25 protein-coding genes are annotated in these 20,934 nt (G+C 61.3%); 9 read left to right on the forward strand and 16 right to left on the reverse strand.

The window, feature by feature from the left end:
• Positions 1-133: 133 nt before the first annotated feature.
• Positions 134-1,252 carry an alanine dehydrogenase gene (ald, locus tag ACR0NT_RS14760; RefSeq protein WP_170446361.1) on the reverse strand — a complete coding sequence of 373 codons (1,119 nt, stop codon included), beginning with the start codon at positions 1,250-1,252 and terminating at the stop codon, positions 134-136.
• A gap of 138 nt (positions 1,253-1,390) precedes the next feature.
• Here ald and ACR0NT_RS14765 point away from each other — a divergent pair, with 138 nt between their 5' ends.
• A complete protein-coding gene (locus tag ACR0NT_RS14765) occupies positions 1,391-1,849 on the forward strand; it encodes an Lrp/AsnC family transcriptional regulator (protein ID WP_170446358.1) in 459 nt (152 codons plus the stop codon).
• 3 nt (positions 1,850-1,852) lie between these two features.
• Here ACR0NT_RS14765 and ACR0NT_RS14770 read toward each other — a convergent pair whose 3' ends face one another.
• On the reverse strand, positions 1,853-2,692 hold the full coding sequence (locus ACR0NT_RS14770; RefSeq protein WP_170673636.1) for a CPBP family intramembrane glutamic endopeptidase: 840 nt from the start codon (positions 2,690-2,692) through the stop codon (positions 1,853-1,855).
• 277 nt (positions 2,693-2,969) lie between these two features.
• Between ACR0NT_RS14770 and ppk2 the strand changes: the two genes are divergently transcribed.
• Complete coding sequence (gene ppk2 / locus ACR0NT_RS14775; protein ID WP_170673634.1) at positions 2,970-3,893, forward strand: polyphosphate kinase 2; 924 nt, start codon at positions 2,970-2,972, stop codon at positions 3,891-3,893.
• A 56-nt stretch (positions 3,894-3,949) separates the two neighbouring features.
• On the opposite strand, the gene ACR0NT_RS14780 is transcribed toward ppk2, so the two are convergent.
• The 3 genes from ACR0NT_RS14780 to rpsU all read right to left on the reverse strand — a co-directional run bounded on the left by ACR0NT_RS14780 (position 3,950) and on the right by rpsU (position 6,873).
• Positions 3,950-5,140 (reverse strand): CAP domain-containing protein, encoded by a 1,191-nt coding sequence (locus ACR0NT_RS14780; RefSeq protein WP_170673631.1) that lies wholly within the window; start codon positions 5,138-5,140, stop codon positions 3,950-3,952.
• A gap of 202 nt (positions 5,141-5,342) precedes the next feature.
• On the reverse strand, positions 5,343-6,365 hold the full coding sequence (locus ACR0NT_RS14785) for a CAP domain-containing protein (RefSeq protein WP_170673630.1): 1,023 nt from the start codon (positions 6,363-6,365) through the stop codon (positions 5,343-5,345).
• 301 nt (positions 6,366-6,666) lie between these two features.
• Positions 6,667-6,873: a 30S ribosomal protein S21 gene (rpsU, locus tag ACR0NT_RS14790; RefSeq protein ID WP_005614280.1), complete on the reverse strand. Its 207-nt coding sequence runs from the start codon at positions 6,871-6,873 to the stop codon at positions 6,667-6,669.
• Positions 6,874-6,984: 111 nt separating this feature from the next.
• On the opposite strand from rpsU, the gene ACR0NT_RS14795 reads away from it, so the two are divergent.
• Entirely contained in the window at positions 6,985-7,677 is a 693-nt protein-coding gene (locus ACR0NT_RS14795; protein WP_170673627.1) for a COQ9 family protein, read from the forward strand.
• Positions 7,678-7,733: 56 nt separating this feature from the next.
• Entirely contained in the window at positions 7,734-8,720 is a 987-nt protein-coding gene (locus ACR0NT_RS14800; protein WP_170673624.1) for an NAD(P)H-quinone oxidoreductase, read from the forward strand.
• A gap of 34 nt (positions 8,721-8,754) precedes the next feature.
• On the opposite strand, the gene ACR0NT_RS14805 is transcribed toward ACR0NT_RS14800, so the two are convergent.
• Entirely contained in the window at positions 8,755-9,612 is an 858-nt protein-coding gene (locus tag ACR0NT_RS14805) for a DUF2189 domain-containing protein (RefSeq protein ID WP_170446344.1), read from the reverse strand.
• A 193-nt stretch (positions 9,613-9,805) separates the two neighbouring features.
• Between ACR0NT_RS14805 and ACR0NT_RS14810 the strand changes: the two genes are divergently transcribed.
• Positions 9,806-10,789: a quinone oxidoreductase family protein gene (locus ACR0NT_RS14810; protein WP_170446342.1), complete on the forward strand. Its 984-nt coding sequence runs from the start codon at positions 9,806-9,808 to the stop codon at positions 10,787-10,789.
• 52 nt (positions 10,790-10,841) lie between these two features.
• On the opposite strand, the gene ACR0NT_RS14815 is transcribed toward ACR0NT_RS14810, so the two are convergent.
• The 10 genes from ACR0NT_RS14815 to ACR0NT_RS14860 form a co-directional block, all read right to left on the reverse strand.
• Positions 10,842-11,375, reverse strand: a complete 534-nt coding sequence (locus tag ACR0NT_RS14815; RefSeq protein WP_170446340.1) for an outer membrane beta-barrel protein — start codon at positions 11,373-11,375, stop codon at positions 10,842-10,844.
• Positions 11,376-11,641: 266 nt separating this feature from the next.
• Positions 11,642-12,115, reverse strand: a complete 474-nt coding sequence (locus ACR0NT_RS14820; RefSeq protein ID WP_170446338.1) for a YHS domain-containing (seleno)protein — start codon at positions 12,113-12,115, stop codon at positions 11,642-11,644.
• 223 nt (positions 12,116-12,338) lie between these two features.
• On the reverse strand, positions 12,339-13,175 hold the full coding sequence (locus tag ACR0NT_RS14825; protein ID WP_170446336.1) for a fatty acid desaturase: 837 nt from the start codon (positions 13,173-13,175) through the stop codon (positions 12,339-12,341).
• A 66-nt stretch (positions 13,176-13,241) separates the two neighbouring features.
• Positions 13,242-13,784: a GbsR/MarR family transcriptional regulator gene (locus tag ACR0NT_RS14830; RefSeq protein ID WP_480443294.1), complete on the reverse strand. Its 543-nt coding sequence runs from the start codon at positions 13,782-13,784 to the stop codon at positions 13,242-13,244.
• Between the two features lie 83 nt (positions 13,785-13,867).
• The gene (gene plsY / locus ACR0NT_RS14835; protein ID WP_170446335.1) at positions 13,868-14,476 is read right to left on the reverse strand and encodes a glycerol-3-phosphate 1-O-acyltransferase PlsY; all 609 of its coding nucleotides are present in this window, start codon (positions 14,474-14,476) and stop codon (positions 13,868-13,870) included.
• Complete coding sequence (gene pyrC / locus ACR0NT_RS14840; RefSeq protein ID WP_170446332.1) at positions 14,476-15,756, reverse strand: dihydroorotase; 1,281 nt, start codon at positions 15,754-15,756, stop codon at positions 14,476-14,478. Before pyrC ends, plsY begins: the two co-directional genes overlap by 1 nt.
• Positions 15,753-16,139 (reverse strand): hypothetical protein, encoded by a 387-nt coding sequence (locus tag ACR0NT_RS14845; protein WP_480443297.1) that lies wholly within the window; start codon positions 16,137-16,139, stop codon positions 15,753-15,755. Before ACR0NT_RS14845 ends, pyrC begins: the two co-directional genes overlap by 4 nt.
• Entirely contained in the window at positions 16,124-16,642 is a 519-nt protein-coding gene (locus ACR0NT_RS14850) for a hypothetical protein (RefSeq protein WP_170446331.1), read from the reverse strand. Before ACR0NT_RS14850 ends, ACR0NT_RS14845 begins: the two co-directional genes overlap by 16 nt.
• The gene (locus tag ACR0NT_RS14855) at positions 16,639-17,574 is read right to left on the reverse strand and encodes an aspartate carbamoyltransferase catalytic subunit (RefSeq protein WP_170446329.1); all 936 of its coding nucleotides are present in this window, start codon (positions 17,572-17,574) and stop codon (positions 16,639-16,641) included. The genes ACR0NT_RS14850 and ACR0NT_RS14855 overlap by 4 nt, the downstream gene beginning before the upstream one ends.
• 59 nt (positions 17,575-17,633) lie before the next feature.
• Positions 17,634-18,263, reverse strand: a complete 630-nt coding sequence (locus tag ACR0NT_RS14860; protein ID WP_170673621.1) for a scavenger receptor class F, member 2 — start codon at positions 18,261-18,263, stop codon at positions 17,634-17,636.
• Between the two features lie 85 nt (positions 18,264-18,348).
• Between ACR0NT_RS14860 and ACR0NT_RS14865 the strand changes: the two genes are divergently transcribed.
• The 4 genes from ACR0NT_RS14865 to moaB are packed head-to-tail and all read left to right on the forward strand — an operon-like array spanning position 18,349 to position 20,878.
• Positions 18,349-19,113: a uracil-DNA glycosylase gene (locus ACR0NT_RS14865; protein ID WP_170673747.1), complete on the forward strand. Its 765-nt coding sequence runs from the start codon at positions 18,349-18,351 to the stop codon at positions 19,111-19,113.
• Positions 19,113-19,712, forward strand: coding sequence for a metallophosphoesterase (locus tag ACR0NT_RS14870; protein ID WP_170673745.1), 600 nt, complete (start codon positions 19,113-19,115; stop codon positions 19,710-19,712). Before ACR0NT_RS14865 ends, ACR0NT_RS14870 begins: the two co-directional genes overlap by 1 nt.
• Positions 19,709-20,329: a LysE family translocator gene (locus tag ACR0NT_RS14875; RefSeq protein ID WP_170446325.1), complete on the forward strand. Its 621-nt coding sequence runs from the start codon at positions 19,709-19,711 to the stop codon at positions 20,327-20,329. The genes ACR0NT_RS14870 and ACR0NT_RS14875 overlap by 4 nt, the downstream gene beginning before the upstream one ends.
• 6 nt (positions 20,330-20,335) lie before the next feature.
• Positions 20,336-20,878, forward strand: coding sequence for a molybdenum cofactor biosynthesis protein B (moaB, locus tag ACR0NT_RS14880; protein ID WP_170673618.1), 543 nt, complete (start codon positions 20,336-20,338; stop codon positions 20,876-20,878).
• Positions 20,879-20,934 lie beyond the last annotated feature (56 nt).

Below are 20,934 nucleotides of genomic sequence, written 5' to 3' on the forward strand. Positions count from 1 at the left end.
CGCGCGGAACGCGCGGCGCCGTTTCGTTTGCGGGACCGTTGCGATTCACGTAACCGCGCTGCACCGCAGGTGCGGCGCCCGGCCCAACGCTGTAAACGCCCTCGTCAGAGGGCGCTTTCAGGGGCGGGAGGCCTTAGGCGTTAATGACCGCCTCGGGTGCGACCACATCGATGCCCAGTGCTGTGCCAACCGCTTCATAGGTTAGTTTGCCGGCATGTACGTTCAGACCGGCCAGCAGGTGCGGATCGTCCTGACACGCTTGCTTCCAGCCCTTGTCCGCCAGCGACAGCATGAAGGGCATGGTCGCGTTGCCAAGTGCGATGGTCGAGGTGCGTGCAACGGCACCTGGCATGTTGGCAACACAATAGTGCATGATGCCGTCCACTTCGTAGATCGGATCAGCGTGGGTCGTTGCCTTGGAGGTTTCGAAACAACCGCCCTGGTCGATGGCGACGTCCACAAGAACCGCACCGGGCTTCATGGTGGACAGCTGGTCGCGGGTGATCAGCTTGGGAGCAGCCGCACCGGGGATCAGAACCGCGCCGATAACCATGTCAGCGGTTTGGATCAGTTCAGCGGTGGCACCAGCGGTCGAATACTGGTTGTTGAACTGGCGGCCGAACACATCGTCCAGATAGCGCAGGCGCGGCAGCGAGCGGTCCAGGACGGTGACATCTGCACCCATACCGGCTGCAATCTTTGCTGCGTGGGTGCCGACGACACCGCCGCCGATCACGATAACCTTAGCTGGCCCCACACCAGGAACGCCGCCCATCAGGACGCCGCGACCGCCATTGGCCTTTTGCAGGGTCCACGATCCGACCTGCGGTGCCAGACGGCCCGCAACCTCGGACATCGGGGCCAGCAGGGGCAGGCCGCCGCTTGAATCGGTCACGGTTTCATAAGCAATCGCAGTACAGCCCGATTCCAGCAGGTCATGGGTCTGATCCGGGTCGGGTGCTAGGTGCAGGTAGGTGAACAGCAGCTGACCTTCACGCAGCATCTTGCGCTCGACCGCCTGCGGCTCCTTGACCTTGACGATCATGTCGGCGGTGGCAAACACCTCTTCGGCCGTGTCGATGATCCGTGCGCCTGCAGCGATATAAGCGTCGTTGTCGAAGCCCGAGCCGAGACCGGCATTGGTTTCGATCAGGACCTCATGTCCGCGCGCGACGGCCTCTTGCGCGGCGTTGGGGGTCATGCCGACGCGAAATTCCTGGGGTTTGATTTCCTTGGGGCAACCGATTTTCATTTTTTGCTCCTCCATTCATAAACTGCTTAAATTATGGGCATTCCAAGGCGCAATTTCTGTGAAACTCTGCCCGCGAATTGGCTTTTCTTCGGGAGAATTTCCGCTAAATTGCTAAATCTCTGCAAAGGAATTGCGTCAATGAGCGTGGATGCGACGGATAGAAAGATTTTGGCGGCTCTGCAGCGGGACGGCCGCATGTCGAATGCCGAACTGTCCGAGCAGGTGAATCTGTCTCCGTCAGCCTGCCACCGGCGGGTGCAGCGGCTGGAGGCGGACGGCTATATCCGCAATTACGTGGCGCTGCTGGATGCGCGCAAGATGAATGTACCGACGACGGTGTTCGTCGAGATCACCTTGCAGGGACAGGCGGAAGAGCTGCTGGACGCGTTCGAAAAGGCCGTAGCCCGTATTCCCGACGTGTTGGAATGTCATCTGATGGCGGGCACGGCGGATTATATCCTGAAGGTCGTTGCCGAAAATACCGAGGATTTTGCCCGTATCCATCGCCAATACCTGTCACGTCTGCCGGGGGTGGCGCAGATGCAAAGCTCGTTTGCGTTACGCACGGTGTTCAAGACCACTGCCTTGCCGGTATGACGTTCAGACCGGACCGGGATAGGTGAACAGGGCCAGATGCAAGGCGTTGAAGCCGAAATGCATCAGAACCGGCACCCAAAGCCGCCCGGTCGCATAGTAGCCCAACCCGCAGGCCGCCCCGAGGATCGAAGCGAACACCACCAGCGCCGGGCCTCCGCCCGCGTGGGCCAGACCGAACAGCAGGCTGGCCGTTACGATTCCAAGGGTCGCCCCGAATTTTGTGATAATAACTGATTGCAGATAACCGTGGAAAAAGGCCTCTTCGGTGAGACAGGTCAGAAACAGGTTCGACAGCGCAAAGATCAGCCACCACGGGGGCAGGCCGATCTCGGGCCGGACCGCGCCGGTGGCGAGCCCTAGCAGGAACAGCGCGGGGAGCAGGATCAGGCCAAACACCAGCGGCGCGGTTTTGGTCGGTTCGGCGCCTTGGATCATTCGGGGCCAGACCAGCAGAACGGCAAACAACACCAGCGGTTTGTCCAGGTTCAGATACAGGGTGAAGTCAGTGCTGTCCGGCCCGGCCTGCACCTGATCCAGGACCAGCAGGTTGTGAAATCCGGGAACCAGATGCGCCGCCAGCGCGAGGCACCACAGGATCAGTGCCAGATGCCCTGCCAAAGCCATGGGCCCGGACAGGCGGCGCAGCCCAGCAGCCCCCAGCAACCCAAGGCCGGCGATCCCCACCGCCAGCGGTGTGACCAATCCAAGCGCCAGTGCGATGCCGCCAAACGCGGCCAGCAGGGTCAGGCCCAGCTTCTGCTGGCCTGACGCGGCGCCTGTTTGCGCGGCAATCAGGATGAACCAGGGCCAAATTGCGGGCAGAAGGGAGAGAAAATACGTCACGGTCGTCTCATGCTTTGACGGGTCGTTTTTGCCGTTGGATTGTGGTCTGTGGCAAGGGCCGAAGCGGCAGCTTTAGGCCAACCCGTTGGCAATGCGGCAATTCTTACGCTTGTATCCCACCGCTTGGGGGTTCAAAAAGGGGAAGACCGAACGCCCGCCTGCGTTGCATGTATTGGCATCCGCAGCGCATAATTGGCGAGGGTTTCATCAATTTCTCTGATGACATCAGGTGGTTACACGCGCCCTGTACGGTCCGGACCCGATAGACGATAAGGATATGACCTTGGCTTACGAAAACAATGACGCGCCCAAAGACTGGCTGGAAGCCGAGTTGGAAGACACGCTGGACGAAGATTTCGAGATCGAGTTCAGCGAGCCCATGCTCTCGATGGAAGTCCGCAAGATCTACAAGGATCAGCATCCGGACATGCTGGATCGCAAGGTCTATTTCCGCAACCTGCTGCGCCTGCAGGCTGAGCTGATCAGAGTTCAGGATTGGGTGCAACACACCGGCGCCAAGGTCTGCATTCTGTTCGAAGGCCGCGACAGTGCGGGCAAGGGGGGCGTGATCAAACGCATCACCCAGCGTCTGAATCCGCGGGTGGCCCGCGTCGTGGCTCTGCCCGCGCCCAGCCGACGTGAACAAAGCCAGTGGTATTTCCAGCGTTATGTTCCGCACCTGCCTGCAGCGGGTGAAATCGTTCTGTTCGATCGCTCCTGGTATAACCGTGCCGGGGTCGAGCGGGTGATGGGCTTTGCCAGCGACGATCAGGTCGAGCAGTTCTTTCAGGACGTTCCCGAATTCGAACGGATGCTGGTGCGGTCAGGGATCATCCTGCTGAAATACTGGTTCTCGATCACGGATGAGGAACAGCAGCTGCGATTCCTCATGCGTATTCATGACCCGATGAAGCAGTGGAAACTGTCGCCGATGGATCTGGAATCCCGCATCCGCTGGGAGGCCTACACCAAGGCCAAGGAAGATATGCTTTTCCGCACCAACATCCCCGAGGCACCGTGGTATATTGTCGAAGGCAATGACAAGAAACGCGAGCGCCTGAATTGTATCGAGCATCTGCTGACCAAAATCCCCTACACCGATGTGCCGCAGGAAAAGGTCAATCTGCCGGACAGGCGCTACAACCCGGAATACGAACGCCGCGTCCTGCCGGATGAGCTGCACGTGCCCAAGATCTATTGATCACAAAAAAACGCCCCCGAAACCGGGGGCGTTTTCAGTTTGGAATGCCGGGCGCATCAGAACAGGAAAAAGTCCTGTGTCAACTCTGACACTTGCGTGTTCGCCAGGATCAGGCTGTTGCCGTTGCCGTCGTCGATCACAACATCGCTGCCGGACTGCGAAATGTGATTGTTCATCAGATCGCTGTACCCGGTGATCGAGGTCGGGCCTCTGAGGTCGATGTAGTCGTCACTGGAGAAGTCCAGAACGGTGTCCGTCCCGGAGGTGAAGACGAACAGGTCTGAACCGGACCCGCCAGTCAGGTCGTCGTCGTCGCGGCCGCCATACAGAATGTCGTTGCCCGCCCCGCCAAAAAGGTCGTCCTGACCGTGTCCGCCCCGCAGGGTGTCATTGCCGTAGCCCGATTGAATCCGGTCATTCTCGGTGCCGCCCAACAGCAGGTCATTGCCATCGCCGCCATGCAGCCTGTCGTTGCCCCTGCCGCCCTGAGCAAAGTCGTCTCCGCCACCACCTCTGAGCAGGTCTGTTCCCTGACCGCCGATCAGGACGTCGTTGCCGCCATATCCGACAACCGTATCATTGCCCGTGCCGCCGTGAAGAAAATCGCCGCCGTTTGCACCGTTAAGCGTGTCGCTGCCGCCGCGCCCTTCCAGCGACCCGGCCTGGTTGAGGTGCAGGGCGAACCAGTCATCCCCGTTATCACCGACGGTGCCGGCGTTTACATATTCAGGTCCCGGCTCTGGAGGCGTAGGCGTAGGGGCAGGGGTGGGCGCGGGTGTCGAGCCACCGGTATCCAGTTGAACCGCGCCAGTGGTGCGGGCAAAGTTCTGCGTCACGATGATCGCGTTATAGCCGTCGAAATTGCCGACCTCGATGCCGATCCCGACCAGGGTGACATTTGGATCAAGGATGTTGGCCCGGTGGCCGGGGCTGTTCATCAGGCTGTTATGCAGGTCGACAACGTCGTCGGACAGGCCCGGTTCGCCGCGAACGGACTGCCAGGCGATGTTCTCGGTTGCGCGCCAGTTGCCCGCAAAGTTGAACCCGGCATCTTCCATCCGGTCCCACGGCTGCGAGCCGCCGACACCCGTATGGTCGAACCGGTTGGTGTTCAACATCCATTGACTGTGATCTTCGGCGGCCTCGTTCAGGTTGAGTTCAAGCTGGACGGGGGGCAGCCCCGCCTGCGCGCGCTCTGCATTGATCAATGCAAGCATCTGCCGTTCAAGATCGCTAGCGGTTGACATGATTCTGCCTCCAGTAGATTGCGTTATTTTGGCGGGACATTAATGGCGAGACTTTGACGGGATAAGGTCACAAACCGGACGCCTCGGCCTGCTGAGCGAATTGTCACCGCCGGTTTTGCCTCATTTGTGCGGAATCCTGCGCAGATTGACCCGCACGTAAGCGCGGGGCACCGAAAAGGCGCCCCGCGTGCCGGATGTAAGCTTAGACGAAGTCCATCATGCAGGCGTTGTCGATCGAGACGAAGGTGAAGAAATCGTCCTGCATGTCCGCACCCATGTCCGACGTGACATCGGTTTCGGTCGGGGCGTCGTCACACATGTCCCAGGTCAGCATGAAGTCATCCTCAACCTCTGCGGTATCGGTTGCCGGGACATCGTTCAGCCGGAAATCGTCAACCAGGACCAGCAGGTCGTTCACGAAGTCTTCGATCGCCGCAAGGAACCCTTCCACGTCGAAACAATCATCCGCCGGGGCTTCGGTGACGTCGGTGTCGGGCGTTTCGTCCGCCGGTTCCTCGGTCTCGGTGACCTCAGGCTCGTCTACCGGCTCTTCGGTCTCGGTGACATCGGTGTCTGGTGTTTCGTCTGCCGGTTCTTCGGTCTCGGTGACATCGGTGTCAGGGGTTTCGTCCGCCGGTTCCTCGGTCTCGGTGACGTCAGTGTCTGGTGTTTCGTCCACCGGTTCCTCATTCTCGGTGACGTCGGGCTCTTCCACAACGGGGTCTTCTGCCACAGGCTCTTCCACCGGTGGGATCGGTGCGGCGCCGTTGTCCAGCACCACAGTGCCATCGGTGGTGGCAAAGTTCTGGGTCACCATGACGGCGTCCCAGCCGTTATAGTTGCCTTCTTCGATGCCGATCCCGATGTATTCGTAGTCGGGGTTCAGGATATTGGCGCGGTGGCCCGGGCTGTTCATCAGGCTCTGGTGCAGCTGCTCGACATCATCGCTGATGCCCTGCGCGCCGCGTTCCGATTGCCAGGCGATGTTCTCACCCGACCGCCAGTTGCCGGAAAAGTCGAACCCGGCGTCCCGCATCCGCTCGGTCGCGCTGGACCCGTTCGATCCGGTGTGGCTGAACGTATCGGTGTTCAGCATCCAGGCGCTGTGATCCTCGGCCGAGTCATTCAGGCGGGTTTCCAGTTTCAGCGGGTTCAGCCCGCGGGATGTGCGCTCTTCATTGATCAGCGCCAGCATTTCTTGCTCGAATGTACTTGCAGTTGACATGGTTGCCTCCGGTTTGAGTGGTCGTCTGTGCAGACCGGGCCAGTTACAGGGGGCACCGAACGGACGGACAGAGGAGGCGGGGATTCAGGCGGAATCCGGCAGGTGCATGCTGCCGGTCAGAGATTCGCTGCGCTGCAAAATGCCGGGCAAAATGTTGCTGTGCCGAATCTGGCAGCTTGCCGCTTAAAGCGGTGGATGATTCGGCGAAATACAACCGGTGCCAGAAACGACAAACCCCCGGGCGGGGCCTCGGGGGTCGTCAAATAGTGTCATCCAAAGCTGGACGAGACTCAGGCAGCTCTTAGAGCAGACCTTCGCGCTGTGCTTTCTTACGTGCCAGTTTACGGGCACGACGGATCGCTTCAGCCTTCTCGCGCGCTTTTTTCTCGGACGGTTTCTCGAAATGTTGCTTCAGCTTCATTTCACGGAACACGCCTTCGCGCTGCAGCTTTTTCTTCAGGGCACGAAGCGCCTGATCGACGTTATTGTCGCGAACACTAACCTGCATGTGGTTGTCACCACCTTTCTAGATAGAGTTGCAAGGAAATTGCAGGAGTTGGCCGTATAGCAAAGCCGGTCTATCTTGTCTAGTACTGGCCCCGAGAACCGGAGAACCGCCATGACTGTCACTTATGAAGATGCAAAACAACAGCTTTTGGATGCGATCCTGATCCATGTGCCGTTTGATGGCTGGTCCGAGGTCAGCTTTCGCGCCGCGATCACCGATTGCGATCTGGAGGACGGTTTGGCACGCGCGATCTGCCCCCGCGGTGCGGTTGATCTGGCGCTGGCGTTTCATGCGCGAGGCGATGCGGCCATGGTGGACCGTCTGAAATCCACCGACCTGAGCGAGATGAAATTCCGCGACCGCGTGGCGGCCGGCGTCCGGTTCCGGCTTGAGGCCGTGACCGACAAGGAGTTGGTGCGCCGGGGGATGACGCTGTTTTCCCTGCCGACCCATGCGGCGGACGGGGCCAAGGCGCTGTGGCAGACCTGCGACCTGATCTGGGACACGCTGGGCGACACTTCGGACGATGTGAACTGGTACACCAAGCGCGCGACCCTGTCGGGGGTCTATTCCTCGACCCTGTTGTTCTGGCTGGGGGATGAGTCCCCGGATCACGAAAAAACGTGGGCGTTTCTGGATCGCCGCATCGACAACGTCATGCAGTTCGAAAAGCTCAAGGCGCAGGTGAACGACAATCCGCTGTTCAAGCCGTTCCTTGCGGTGCCGAACTGGTTTGCCAGCCAGGTAAAGCCGCCGATGAAAATGCGCGCTGATCTGCCCGGGATGCTGGACCCGCGCAAGTAAGTATCTGGGCCTTCCGGAATTTGCCTGTTAGGCATTGGGCAAAGGAGGATTTGCCCATGACCCAGACGATGCGCGCCGTAGAAATCTCGCAGCCCGGCGGCCCGGATGTTCTGCACCTGACCGAACGCCCGATCCCCGAGCCGCAAAACGGCCAGGTGATCCTCAAGGTCGCTTATGCAGGGGTGAATCGCCCCGATGCGTTGCAACGGGCAGGGGCCTATGATCCGCCTCCGGGCGCCAGCGATCTGCCGGGGCTTGAAGCGTCGGGCGAAGTGGTTGCCGTAGGCACCGGGGTCGAAGGGCTTTCGGTCGGCGATCAGGTTTGCGCCTTGCTGCCCGGTGGCGGATATGCGGAATACGTAGCCACCCCCGCCGCACATTGTTTGCCGGTCCCCAAGGGCATGGGGATGAAAGAGGCCGCCTGCCTGCCCGAGACCTTCTTTACCGTCTGGTCCAACGTCTTCATGCGCGGCGGGCTGAAGGCTGGCGAGCGGTTTCTGGTGCATGGCGGCTCAAGCGGGATCGGTACAACGGCGATCCAATTGGCCCATGCGTTTGGAGCCCGTGTCTTTGCCACTGCCGGATCGGATGAGAAATGCGAGGCCTGCGTCAAGCTGGGCGCCGAGCGGGCGATCAACTACCGCGATGAGGATTTCGTCGGCGTGATGCGGGCCGAGGGCGGTGCAAACCTGATCCTCGATATGGTGGGCGGCGACTATATCCCGCGCAATGTCAAAACGCTGGCTGAGGATGGCCGTCTGGTGCAGATCGCCTTTCTGCAGGGGCCGAAGGTCGAGCTGAACTTTGCCCTGATGATGGTCAAACGCCTGACCCTGACCGGCAGCACCCTGCGTCCGCAAGGCGATCTGGCCAAGGCGAAAATCGCTCAGGAACTGCGTGAGGCGGTCTGGCCGTTGCTGGAGGCCGGGAAGGTTGCCCCCGTCATGGACAGCGAGTTCGATCTTGCAGAGGCGTCAGCGGCGCACGCGCGGATGGAAAGCTCGGGCCATATCGGCAAGATCGTCCTGAAGGTCGCGGGTTAACAGGGCTGCGCGGGCTTGTCCCGCGCGCCTTCCGTCAGGCCACCGCGCGGCGATACAAGTGCCATGTAGCGTGGCCCAGAACAGGCATCACCACGATCAGCCCCAGCATCAACGGGATCGCGCCAAGGACCAACAGGGCAGCGACGATGAACCCCCATGCCAGAATCACTCCGGGATTGTGCCGCAGCACCCGCACCGAGGTCACGACCGCCACCGGCAGCCCCACCTTGCGATCCAGCAGCAGCGGAAAGCTGACTACGCTGATGGCCAGCGCGACCAGAGCAAATAGGAACCCCACCGCGTTGCCGAAGATGATCATCGTCCAGCCCGCGCCAGTGGTGAAGACCTGCGTGACAAAGGCGCCGATTGATGTGGGCAGGTCTGGGCCCAGCGTGTGGACAAAGATGCTCTGCGCGACCATCAGCCAGATCAGCAGCCACATGACCAGATAAAAGCCCAGCATCAGGATTGCCCCGAAGGATGGCGACTGGAACACCCCGAACGCGTCCAGCCAGTGCACCTCGCCCCCCTTTTCGCGTTTGCGGCTGATTTCATACAGGCCCACGGCGGCGATCGGGCCAATCAGGGCAAACCCCAGAATCAGCGGTGCCAGCAGCGGCACCATATTGCGGTTCAGGCCGAAGCCGAACATCAGCAACCCCGCGATAGGGTAGATCAGCACGATGAATATGGCATCGGCCCGCGTTTCCAGAAAATCGCCATAGCCTGCCCGCAGACAGGCGCGCAGGTCCTGCATCGTCAGGGTCCGTACCTCTGGCAGATGCCGTGTATCTGCGCTGCCGATGCGGTTCACGCTTTCTGCAATATGATCGCCGGTCGCGCCGATATTCCGGGCGGTCCAGCTGATCGGATTTCCAATCGTCTTGGCCATCGTCTTTCCCCTCCCTTTGCGTATCCGCGCAGCAGGGTGGTTCCGGCATCGGTTGCCCTTGGCCGGACCAGCCGGCAACGCCCGGTCATGAGTATAGCACATTTTTTCGCGTTGCGGTTGCGCGGCGCGGAATCGTGCCGATTGCCCTTATTTACAGGCGTGTTAGCTTGGCTGCAGGCAACAGGAGGTCAGCATGCAGCAAACGGCAAGAACCGTCGTCATTCACGAACACGGCGGCCCCGAAGTTCTGAAGATCGAAGACCGCCCCCTGGGCGATCCCGGACCCGGAGAGGTGCGCATCCGCCACCATGCCTGCGGGTTGAATTTCATCGATGTCTATCAGCGCACGGGGCTGTACCCGATGGAGTTGCCGCACGCTTTGGGCATGGAGGCCGCAGGTGTGATCGAAGCCGTCGGCGAAGGTGTGACCCATCTGGAGCCCGGCCAGCGTGCTGCCTATGCCGCCGCGCCGTCGGGCGCCTATTCCGATGCGCGGGTGATGCCTGCGGCGCAGGTTTGCCCCTTGCCCGACGGGATTTCATTCGATGCGGCGGCGGCGATGATGCTCAAGGGAATGACGGTGGAATACCTGTTTCACCGCACCACGCCGCTGAAACGCGGCGATACCGTGCTGTTTCACGCGGCGGCGGGGGGCGTGGGCCTGATCGCCTGCCAATGGGCCAAATCCGAGGGGATCACCCTGATCGGCACCGCTGGTACGGATGAAAAATGCAGCCTGGCCCAGTTCAACGGGGCGACCCATTGCATCAATTACCGCAAAGAGAACTTTGCCGACCGCGTGGCCGAGATCACCGGCGGCAAGGGCGTGGACGTGGTGATGGACTCGATCGGAGCGGATACGTTCAACGGATCACTGGACAGCCTGAAACCTTTGGGAATGATGATTTCGTTCGGTAACGCGTCTGGGCCGGTGCCGCTGATGGATATCGGAATTCTGGCGAAGAAGGGCTCGCTAAAGGTCACCCGGCCAACCCTGTTCACCCATATTTCCGATCACACGGTCTGTCAGGCGATGGCCCGGCGCCTGTTCGGCAAGGTCGAGGGCGGAGAGGTCAAACTCCACATCGACCAGCGTTTTCCGTTGGATCAGGTCGCCGAGGCCCACCGCGCGCTTGAGGCCCGGCAGACCACCGGCAGCACGGTTCTGGAGCCCTGACACGCAGAACCCGGCCTATAGGGGCCGGGTCCGTTGCTGACCTGTCGTCCGATCAGAACCGATAGGCCGCGCGCACCTGTACGGTGGTTGCGTCCACGTCGATGCCGGTGCGGTCGAAATTGTCGAATTCGTGATAAAGGATCTCGCCGCCAACGCTGATGTTCGGGGCGACGATCTGTTCATAGCCTGCCCCGATGAACCAACCATCCTCGCTGCCAAGGCTATCGGTTCCGGCTTCGGCAAAGCCGCCGACGCCGTATAGCAGGCCCTTGGACGTCACCTTGTAGCCCGCGCGCGCCTTGACGCGCCAGACCTCTTCGACCTCGACGCCGGGGGCCAGCCCGATACCGGTCCAGTCATAGTCGAAACCCAGACCGACAACCCAATCGCTCAGGTCGTAGTCATAGCCCAGAATGATGCCGCCGATCACGCCGTCGCCGTCCACGCCCGATGCGCTGGTGTTGATATCGGCGTAACCCAGCTGCAAGCCGCCATAAAAGCCGGTCCAGTTGCCCGAGGACTGCGCTGCGGCCGCACCCGCGGAAAAGGCCGCGATCACTGAGGCGAGAAGAAACTTACCTTTCATGTTATGTCCTTTCATCGGAAATGGGCTGCAGCAAATCCGCGCTGCCTGCGTGTGTATTGATCACTACGGTCCGGTTTCACGACCGGATCACAGTTTGTTCAAAGTGTCCGACCCAAAAGATGCGCCGCGTTTGTAATCGGTGGCGGCACCGGCCCGCTGAAACGGGCGTTTTCTTTCCTTTAAATGTAGGTTTTCAAAATGGGTGTTGCAAATGGCAATCGGCGGCAGAGTGATCCGCCGCCGATCCGGTGATTTCTGTCAGCAGGTTATTGCTGCAGTTCTGCCGGGGTCTTGTCGGCAATGGTTTCCCAGTTGGCGCTGGCTTGGTCGATAAAGCCCGGGATATCGCCTTCCCAGCGTTCCTGAATGTCCTGCGACAGGTTCAAGTACAGCTTGTTGTCGACGATCTTCCAATAGGTCGGATCGCCGTCGAACTTGAAGCCCATCGCTGCACCGAATGCGCAGTAGCCACCGTATGCTGGCAGGTAGGCTTCGGGGTTCTCTTCGAACGCGGCTTTGTTTTCCTCAGTGGCAAAGCGGTACAGCGCGTCATTGTGCAGCGCGGTGATGCGGTAATCGCCCTTGGTCGGCTGACCTTCGGTGAAATAGGCAACCGGGTCGTAACCCTGCAGCGCCAGACCGGTCGAGCTTGCGTTCAGTTCAACGCCTGCGGCCAGGGCCGAGCTTGCGATTGCAACGGACAGCGCAACGCCGCCAAGGATGGATTTGATCTTGTTCATTGTTTTCACCTTTCGTGAAACGGGCGATCCGGCGGCGCTGAAATTACGCCTGGACACCCCTTGGGATTTTTGTCCGTGCGGCCGGTAATTGGCCGTCACGCAACCGAAGTGGGCAATCGCGTCATCACGTTCAAAACAATCAATTGTGAATGTGCGACGGCGAAGGGGGCCTGTGCAGGCGCGCAGGTCTGAACGGCCGGATGGCGTCCGACGGGAACCCAGCTCAGATGCGGTATCGGCGCGGCTCCAGCCAACCGACAACCGGTTTGCGACGGGCAGCGTACCCGGTCACCGAGCGGTCCAGCCGGTCTGCCAATACAGGCAAGCGGCTGACGGGAACTTTCGGGAACAGGTGATGCTCGCGGTGATAGAACATCAGATAGGCCAATCGGGCGAGAAGGCCGCGCTGACTGCGGGCGGCAACGCCGCTATCGTGGGTGCCCTGATGCGTGATCCAGACGGCAAACAAAGCAGCAAGAGATTGCGCGACGATCATCGCCAGCACATGCAGAATAAGGGCTTGCGAGGCGGTCAGTGCAGCGATTGCGACAACAGCACCGACCAGTGCCCAGTCGATCAGGATGCGCCTGCGGGTTTTAGCGTTCGCATCACGCCACGCATTGCGGTTGATATCAATCGGAAAGCGCGGTCCGTAGATCAGAACCTGCGGCAGGGTCATATGCCCGCAGCGTCCTTCGCAGTCACCCGGCCCCATGGCGTGTTTGTGATGCATAAGGTGACAGTGGCAAAAGGCGTGGTTGGACCCCAGCATCAAAGCGCTCAACACATGCATGACGACTCTGTCCCGGCGGCGGGACAGACCCAGATTGCTGTGGATCGCCTCGTGGTTCAGGCGCAGCCCGCACAGAAAGAACATAAAGCTGGCAAGGCTTCCCAGCGGCCACAAGGCTGTGCTGTAAAGCGCAAGTGAAAGCACCAGCCAGGGCAGCGGCAACAACATTTCCCTGATTTTGTCCCAACGGCTGAGCATGGTCAGATCGGCCCAGTCAACATTTGTTGGCGCTCGTTCGGGGTGGTGGGTTGGAGTTGCGTCAGGCATTTGAAGTCCTTTCGATGATATCAATTACAGTTATTTCTGTATTTACAGAAATTAGAGGGCAAAAAATTATTCGGATGGATCTCCTGAGCCTTTCGGCAGCAGCCGGGCAATTCGACCGCCAAGTCTGACCACGGCAAGCTGAACCCGCCGTGGCAACCGGTTCACGTCAACATACCAGTCATCAAACATCTGCATGGTGTCCAGTGTCTCTTCCAGACGCTTGCGAACCTTGTCCGGGGTTCCATCGGTGCGGGCCTCTTCGGCAGCGGCGCGCATGGCCGCGAGGGTCGGAACAAATTCCCGCTCGCGCCGACCTTCGACCACGGCTTTTGTCAGGTCGAACATATCCCGGACCGAGTGGAAATGATCGCGGCGATCCCCGAGTTTCCGGCTGGCCTTGACCAGTTTCCAGCTTTGCAATTCCTTCAACCCGTTCGACACGTTTGACCGCGCCAGCCCAAGCGTTTCGCAGATATCATCTGCCGTCAGTGGCTCGGGCGAGATATGCAGCAGAGCGTGGATCTGCGCCACAGACCGGTTCACGCCCCATTTTGAGCCCATATCCCCCCAGTGAAGGATGAAATCCTGCATGGATTGCGTCAGGTGCATCTTAGGTTCCACAAATTTCTGTTATGACAGAAATTACAGGAAAATTTCAGTGAATCAAGCCCCGAGCTGACCGTGAACGCCCATCAGGTTTTTGAGCCGATCCGGGGTTCTGTCCCAGCCCTGATGCGGGCGATGTTTTCGGAATGCCGCCAATAGACCAGCAAGGTCAGGATGACGCCCAGGAAAAAGGTCGACCCGTCCGTCAGCAGCAGCACCCAGACAGTCGACATCGCCGCGGCGACCAACGCGCCCAGAGACGAAATCCGCCAGATTGCGGCCGCGACCAGCCAGCTTAAACAGCAGGCGACGCCCACGCGCCAGTCCAGCGCCAGCCACAGGCCCAGAAAGGTGGCCACGCCCTTGCCGCCCTTGAACCCCAGCCAGACCGGAAAGCAATGGCCCAGAAACGCGGTCAGGGCGGCGATCTGGGCGGCGTCCTCCCCGGCCAATGCGCGTGCCAGCAGTACAGCCACCGCGCCTTTGCCGGCGTCAAAAAGCAGAGTCAGCGCGGCGGCGCCCTTGTTGCCGGTCCGCAGCACATTGGTCGCGCCTATATTGCCCGACCCGATATTGCGCAGATTGCCCAGCCCCATGATCTTGGCGACGATCATGCCAAAGGGGACCGACCCCATCAGATACCCAATCGCGGCCCAGAGGATCAGCTGGGTCGTCGTGCTGTCGAGTAGGGGCATCAGGATCTCCGGTAAACTTCTTGGCCTGCGACATAAGTTGCGGTGACCTTACCCTGCATCCGCTGGCCGTCAAACGGTGTGTTCTGGGATTTCGATTTTAGTGAAAACCGGTCAAGCACAAAGGGCACATCCGGGTCGAACAGCACCAGATCGGCAGGTGCGCCCTCGGCCAGGCGGCCCGCGTCCAGCCCCAGCCGTTTCGCTGGGTTCAGGGCCATGGCGCGGAACAGGATGGGCAGGTCCAGCTGATCCGCGTGATACAGCCGCAGCGCCGCAGGCAGCAGCGTTTCCAGCGCCACCGCGCCCGAGGCCGCCTCTTCAAACGGCAGGCGCTTGCTCTCCTCGTCCTGCGGCGTGTGCATCGAGCTGATGATGTCGATCAGGCCGGACCGCACCGCGTCGATCACCGCCTGCCGGTCGTCTTCCGACCGCAGCGGCGGTTTGACCTTGAAGAAGGTGCGATAGTCGGCCACGTCCAGCTCATTCAGCGTCAGATGGTGGATCGAGGTTCCGGCGGTGATATTCAGCCCGTTGCGCTTGGCGCGTTCCAGCGCGGGCAGGGCGCGGGCAGTGGTGATCTGGTCGGCGTGATAGGCCGCACCGGTCATTTCCAGCAGCGCGATGTCGCGGTCCAGGCCCATGCGTTCCGCCATCGGTGACACCGCAGGCAATCCCCGCAGGGCGGCGAACTTGCCGCTGGTGGCCGCCGCGCCATTGCTGAGGCCGGGTTCCTGCGGGTGGGCGATGACCAGCGCGCCGCAGGACCGTGCATAGGTCAGCGCGCGGGAAAACACCTTTGTATAGGCGATGACGTGATCGCAATCGGTGAAGGCGACGGCCCCGGCATCTTGTAGAAAGCCGATCTCGGTCATTTCGCGCCCTTCGCGGTTCTTGGTCAGGGCGGCCATCGGCAGCACGTTCACCGGCGCATCGGCCTGCGCGCGCCGGGTTGCGAATTCCAGCGTTTCCGGGGTGTCGACCGCAGGCAGTGTATCGGGGCGGGTGACGATGGTGGTCACCCCTCCGGCGGCGGCGGCCAGACCGGCGGATTTGTAGCTTTCCTTGTGCCGTTCCCCGGGTTCGCAGACCTTGACGCCGATATCGACGATCCCCGGCGCAAGGCACTGCCCGCTGCAGTCGATGACTTGTGCGTCCAGTGTTGGTGCCTCGCCTTCACCGCGCGCGGTAATCCGGCCTTCGGCCACCTGTAGCCAGCCGAGGCTGTCCGTCCCGGCCTCGGGGTCGATCAGGCGGGCGTTGGTAAAGATCAGGTTGCTCATGCCATCGCCCTTTCGATTGCGGCTTTGGTGGCGGCCGGGTTGGCCTGGTATTTAATCAGGTGCTTGTCGCCGCCCTTGGTGACGATCTGGACAAAGCTGCCCATGGTATTGACCGCCTGTATCTGGTTCAGCGCCACCTTGCGGGACCCAGGGCCGGTGAGGGTGGTGTCGGACATCTCCCACGTGGCAACCAGCTCTTCGGAGGCCAGATACCACGCGCGGATGCCGATGGCCGCAAGGCCCGCAGGTGCGCCGGTCCAGGGATAGGGGTTGCCGATCAGCCAGAGGATGATCATCGCGCCGGCCATCGCAAAGGCAGCAAGCCATGCGTTGGTGCGGATATAGGCGCCTTTGTCGGGGGCAAAAGTCACAGGATCAGCCACAGGGCACCTCCGATAGCCAGCAGGATCACCAGCGCCAGAACGGCCGAGCCGATGCGGCGGGGCCGGTCATCCTGCGGCACGGCTTGCGGCGCCGAGAACGGCTTAGCGCTTTCGGTTTCAATCGGACCGCCAGTCCAGTTGGTGGTCTCTTCGGTGTAAAGACCGGCCAGATGCAGCCTCGGGTCCGGCGCCAGCGTTGCCGCGCGGTCGCCGAAGGCGGCGCTGCGGATGACCATGACCCAACCTTCGATGGCCTCCAGCGCGGCGCGATCCAGTTGATCGGCAGAGACGCTACAGCCCTCGTTCAAATAGCCAATAAGCCCAAGGTCTTCGAGGTCCGAGACCGAAAAAACGTCGATCTGATCCGTATCCAGCCCCGTCACGCCCAAGACCTGATCGGCAGCGCCCGGTTCGCGCAGGAACTTCGCCTCTTCCGGGCGCATGTCCAGCGTGAACAGGCGGATCACGCCGCGTTCATGGCGGGCGACGGTCAGATCGCTCATGCGGCGTCTCGCTGATTGCGGGCCAGCAGTTCCATCGCAGCCATGCGGACGGCGACGCCCATCTCGACCTGTTCCTGAATAACGGATCGATTGATGTCATCGGCCAGCGTGCCGTCAATCTCGACGCCGCGATTCATCGGGCCGGGGTGCATGACGATGGCGTCGGGCTTGGCCAGTGCCAGCTTGGCGGCATCCAGACCATAGCGGTGATAGTATTCGCGTTCCGAGGGGATAAAGCCGCCATCCATCCGTTCTTTCTGAAGCCGCAGCATCATGACGACGTCGACGTCTTTCAGGCCCTCGTTCATGTCGTCATAGATCTCGGCGCCGAACTCGGCGAACTGGCCAGGCACCAGCGTCGGCGGCCCGATCAGGCGAATGCGGTTTTCCATCTTGCCCAGCAGGATCAGGTTCGACCGTGCCACGCGGGAATGGGCCACGTCACCACAGATCGCGATGTTCAGACGATGCAGACGTCCCTTGGCGCGGCGAATGGTCAGCGCGTCCAGCAGCGCCTGCGTCGGGTGTTCATGCCGCCCGTCGCCCGCGTTCAGTACCGCGCAATTCACCTTCTGCGCCAGCAGGTCGACCGCACCGGAATGCGGATGCCGCACCACCAGCAGATCGGGATGCATCGCGTTCAGCGTCATTGCGGTGTCGATCAGGGTTTCGCCTTTTTTGATTGAACTGGCCTGCATCGCCATGTTCATCACATCCGCGCCCAGACGTTTGCCCGCCAGTTCGAAACTGGCCTGCGTGCGGGTCGAGTTTTCGAAGAACATGTTGATCTGCGTCAGCCCCGACAGCACGTCGGAACGCTTGGTCGACTGGCGGTTCATGTCGACGTATTTCTCGGCCAGATCGAGGATGGCGGTGATATCGGACTGCGACAGATGCTCGATGCCAAGAAGGTGACGATGGGCGAAACGCATGGGCGGGCTCCTGTCTGACAATCGAGCCGCTTATAGAAAGCCCCGCGCGCGAGGGCAACCTAAGGATCAGATCCTTCGGGCAGTTTCTCGCATCCGCCTTCGGGCAGACATTGCTCACCAGGTTTGCACCACTTGCCATAGCCGCAATCGACGGCCTTGATCGGCACGCAGCCCTGATGCTCGGAACATTTGAAGCCGGGGCGGCATTGCGAGTCGGTTTCCTCGCACAAAAACCAGCCGGGGCGCGAGCATCCGCCGCCCGGCAGGCAGGACGTACCCGCCGCGCAGGATTGGCCGTCATCGCATAGGCTGGGCAACCCTTCGATGGCGGTGTTCGGGTCAAACTCGGGTGAGGTCCGTTCGCATTCGCCGCGCGCGTTGCAGAAGGTGCCTCCAGGGCAATCAAGGCGCGAGGTGCATTTGTTAGCCCCTGCTGGGGCGCAGCGTGTGCCCCCGGCCACGCAGCGTTCGAACGGTCCGCAGGTGCGCCCGCCGCCGCAATAGGTACCACCCAGCGGGATGCAGTGGCCGTCAAAGCTGCATCTTTGGCCACCGGAACAGCAGCGGGTGCCGCATTGGAACTGACCGGGGCGGCATTGGCCGTTGCGGTCGAACAGTTGCGCAAAGGAGGGGCCGCTGAGCGGGATCAGCAGCAGGGAAATCAAAAGGAATCGCACAAGAACCAACATGAATGCCGCAATGGTCGGTGCGACGGACCGCCCGATCAAGGCCTATTCGCTTTCCCTCGATCAAAAGCTGGTTAGATTGAGGGGTATGGAATCGGCTTTGGACTATCATACTGCGCGGGCGCTGCTGGACTGGCAGATCGAACTGGGCGCAACGGATGCGATCGGTGATGCGCCGGTCGACCGGTATGCGCTGCCCGATACTGCGCCCAAGGCCAAGAAACCCGCAGTCGTTCAGGCCGCGCCCGAAAAGCCGAAAAAGGTCGATCCGGTCGCGGTGGCAAAGGCCGCTGCCCAAAGCGCCGGGTCGCTGGATCAATTGCGGGCAGCGATGGACGGTTTCGACCATTGCGAGTTGAAGCGCGGTGCCCGGCAGTTGGTGTTTGCCGACGGCACGCCGGGCGCGCGGGTGATGATCATAGGCGAGGCCCCGGGCCGCGAGGAAGACCGCGAGGGCAAGCCTTTTGTTGGCCGCGCCGGGCAATTGCTGGATCGGATGCTGGCCGCGATTGATCTGGATCGCAGCCAGAACGTCTATATCACCAATGTCCTGCCGTGGCGACCGCCGCAAAACCGTGACCCGAAGCCCGAAGAAATCGGCATGATGAAGCCCTTCCTCGAACGCCACGTGGCGCTGGCCAAGCCCGAGGTTCTGGTGATCATGGGCAATATCAGCTGTCAGGCGGTGCTGGGCAAACGCGGCATCACACGGCTGCGCGGGCAATGGGATCAGGCGCTGAACCTGCCGGTCATCCCGATGTTCCACCCGGCTTATCTGCTGCGTCAGCCGCAGATGAAGCGGCAGGCCTGGGCCGATCTGCTGGAGCTCAGGGCCAAGCTGGAGGGGAAATGATGCGCGTTCTGGCCTTTTCCGACCTGCATATGGCCCGCAACCGCGCGGCCGAGGTTGTGGCCGCCAGCGCCAAAGCCGATCTGGTGATCGGAGCCGGAGATTTCTGCAACATGCGGCAGGGGCTGGATGAGGCGATGGCGATGCTGTCCGGCATCACCGCGCCCTTTGTCATGGTGCCCGGCAATGCGGAAAGCGCGCAGGAACTGACCGACGCGGCGCCCGAAGGTGGCCATGTGCTGCATGGCACCGGCATGACCCTGGACGGATTGCGCCTGTTCGGGCTGGGCTACGGTGTGCCGGTCACGCCGTTTGGCGACTGGTCCTGCGACCTGACCGATGCCGAGGCCACCGAGTTGCTGGATCGCTGCGATGGCGCGGATATTCTGATCGCGCATTCTCCGCCCAAGGGGTATGGCGATGTCACGTCGCAGGGCGACGCGGTCGGCTCGGTCGCCGTGCGCGACGCGGTCGAACGGTTGCAGCCGCAATACGCGCTGTGCGGCCATATCCACGACAGCTGGGGCTATCGCGGCGCGCTAGGGCGCACGCAGATCGCCAATCTTGGCCCCAAGGTAAACTGGTTCGAGGTCACCTTATGATAGAAACGGTCACTCTGCTGGCATTCATCCCGGCAGCCCTGGCGCTGAACTTCACCCCCGGCGCCGACATGATGTTCTGCTTTGGTCAGGGCCTGCGATCCGGTGCCCGCCCGGCGCTGGTGGCCAGCGCGGGTATCTCGCTGGGGCTGATGGTGCACGTGCTGCTGGCCGGGCTGGGATTGGGTGCCGCGGTGAACAGCCTGCCGTGGCTGTTCGACGTGATCCGCTGGATGGGCGTGGCCTATCTGCTGTATCTGGCATGGGGGGCGATCCGGAACGGGGCGGTGTCTGCCGATGCGCCCGCGAAACCCACAAGCCATGCGTTTCGGGACGGGATGGTGGTGAACCTGACCAATCCCAAGGTCATCCTGTTTGTCTTGGCCTTCATCCCGCAATTCGTGAACCCCGCCACCGGCCCGATCCTGCCGCAATTCCTGATTTTCGGCGTCATCATCGCGCTGGGCGGGTTTGTCGTGAACGGGCTGGTGGGCATATTTGCCGGTGGCGCGGGCAAGGTTCTGATCTCGAACCCGCGCGCCTCTCGTATCATGGGCTGGGTGACGGGGGGGATTTTCACCGCCCTTGCCGTCCGGCTTGCCATCATGGAAAGGGCCTGACGCCAAATGTCGCGCATTGATGAAAGCAAGGAGTTCATTCCGGTTCGGATCGCCGTTCTGACCGTCTCGGATACACGGACGCTGGATGAAGACCGCTCGGGTCAGACGCTGGTCGACCGGATCGAGCGCGCCGGCCATTCGGTGGCCGACCGCAAGATCATCCGGGATGAGCGGGTCGAGATCGCGGCCCAGCTGCGGCTGTGGGTTGGTGATCCCGAGATTGATGTGGTGATCTCGACCGGGGGCACCGGCCTGACAGGCCGCGATGTATCGGTTGAGGCACATCGCGACGTCTATGAAAAGGAAATCGAGGCGTTCGGCACGGTGTTCACCATTATTTCAATGGAAAAGATCGGCACCTCCGCCGTGCAATCCCGCGCCACGGGCGGCGTGGCGGGCGGCACCTATCTGTTTGCGCTGCCCGGCAGCCCCGGCGCCTGCAAGGATGCCTGGGACGGGATTCTGGAAAAACAGTTCGATTACCGCCACCGCCCCTGTAATTTCGTGGAAATAATGCCCCGATTGGACGAACATCTGCGACGGAAGTAGACTGGTTGCACGTATAACTGTTTGTAACCGCTTTGTGGCTTGGCATTTTTCTGTGC

This window comes from Ruegeria sp. AB10 (assembly GCF_056542745.1).

Excerpts from the sequence above, each read along its gene's own strand:
- ACR0NT_RS14875 (WP_170446325.1), top strand. The coding sequence starts at position 19,709 with ATGATAGAAACGGTCACTCTGCTGGCATTCATCCCGGCAGCCCTGGCG.
- rpsU (WP_005614280.1), bottom strand. The coding sequence starts at position 6,873 with ATGCAGGTTAGTGTTCGCGACAATAACGTCGATCAGGCGCTTCGTGCC.
- ACR0NT_RS14805 (WP_170446344.1), bottom strand. The coding sequence starts at position 9,612 with ATGGCCAAGACGATTGGAAATCCGATCAGCTGGACCGCCCGGAATATC.
- ACR0NT_RS14810 (WP_170446342.1), top strand. The coding sequence starts at position 9,806 with ATGCAGCAAACGGCAAGAACCGTCGTCATTCACGAACACGGCGGCCCC.
- ald (WP_170446361.1), bottom strand. The coding sequence starts at position 1,252 with ATGAAAATCGGTTGCCCCAAGGAAATCAAACCCCAGGAATTTCGCGTC.
- ppk2 (WP_170673634.1), top strand. The coding sequence starts at position 2,970 with ATGACCTTGGCTTACGAAAACAATGACGCGCCCAAAGACTGGCTGGAA.
- ACR0NT_RS14820 (WP_170446338.1), bottom strand. The coding sequence starts at position 12,115 with ATGAACAAGATCAAATCCATCCTTGGCGGCGTTGCGCTGTCCGTTGCA.
- ACR0NT_RS14870 (WP_170673745.1), top strand. The coding sequence starts at position 19,113 with ATGCGCGTTCTGGCCTTTTCCGACCTGCATATGGCCCGCAACCGCGCG.
- ACR0NT_RS14785 (WP_170673630.1), bottom strand. The coding sequence starts at position 6,365 with ATGTCAACTGCAAGTACATTCGAGCAAGAAATGCTGGCGCTGATCAAT.
- ACR0NT_RS14800 (WP_170673624.1), top strand. The coding sequence starts at position 7,734 with ATGACCCAGACGATGCGCGCCGTAGAAATCTCGCAGCCCGGCGGCCCG.
- plsY (WP_170446335.1), bottom strand. The coding sequence starts at position 14,476 with ATGCCCCTACTCGACAGCACGACGACCCAGCTGATCCTCTGGGCCGCG.
- ACR0NT_RS14765 (WP_170446358.1), top strand. The coding sequence starts at position 1,391 with ATGAGCGTGGATGCGACGGATAGAAAGATTTTGGCGGCTCTGCAGCGG.
- pyrC (WP_170446332.1), bottom strand. The coding sequence starts at position 15,756 with ATGAGCAACCTGATCTTTACCAACGCCCGCCTGATCGACCCCGAGGCC.
- ACR0NT_RS14825 (WP_170446336.1), bottom strand. The coding sequence starts at position 13,175 with ATGCCTGACGCAACTCCAACCCACCACCCCGAACGAGCGCCAACAAAT.
- moaB (WP_170673618.1), top strand. The coding sequence starts at position 20,336 with ATGTCGCGCATTGATGAAAGCAAGGAGTTCATTCCGGTTCGGATCGCC.
- ACR0NT_RS14830 (WP_480443294.1), bottom strand. The coding sequence starts at position 13,784 with ATGCACCTGACGCAATCCATGCAGGATTTCATCCTTCACTGGGGGGAT.
- ACR0NT_RS14850 (WP_170446331.1), bottom strand. The coding sequence starts at position 16,642 with ATGAGCGATCTGACCGTCGCCCGCCATGAACGCGGCGTGATCCGCCTG.
- ACR0NT_RS14855 (WP_170446329.1), bottom strand. The coding sequence starts at position 17,574 with ATGCGTTTCGCCCATCGTCACCTTCTTGGCATCGAGCATCTGTCGCAG.
- ACR0NT_RS14815 (WP_170446340.1), bottom strand. The coding sequence starts at position 11,375 with ATGAAAGGTAAGTTTCTTCTCGCCTCAGTGATCGCGGCCTTTTCCGCG.
- ACR0NT_RS14795 (WP_170673627.1), top strand. The coding sequence starts at position 6,985 with ATGACTGTCACTTATGAAGATGCAAAACAACAGCTTTTGGATGCGATC.
- ACR0NT_RS14780 (WP_170673631.1), bottom strand. The coding sequence starts at position 5,140 with ATGTCAACCGCTAGCGATCTTGAACGGCAGATGCTTGCATTGATCAAT.
- ACR0NT_RS14865 (WP_170673747.1), top strand. The coding sequence starts at position 18,349 with ATGGAATCGGCTTTGGACTATCATACTGCGCGGGCGCTGCTGGACTGG.
- ACR0NT_RS14860 (WP_170673621.1), bottom strand. The coding sequence starts at position 18,263 with ATGTTGGTTCTTGTGCGATTCCTTTTGATTTCCCTGCTGCTGATCCCG.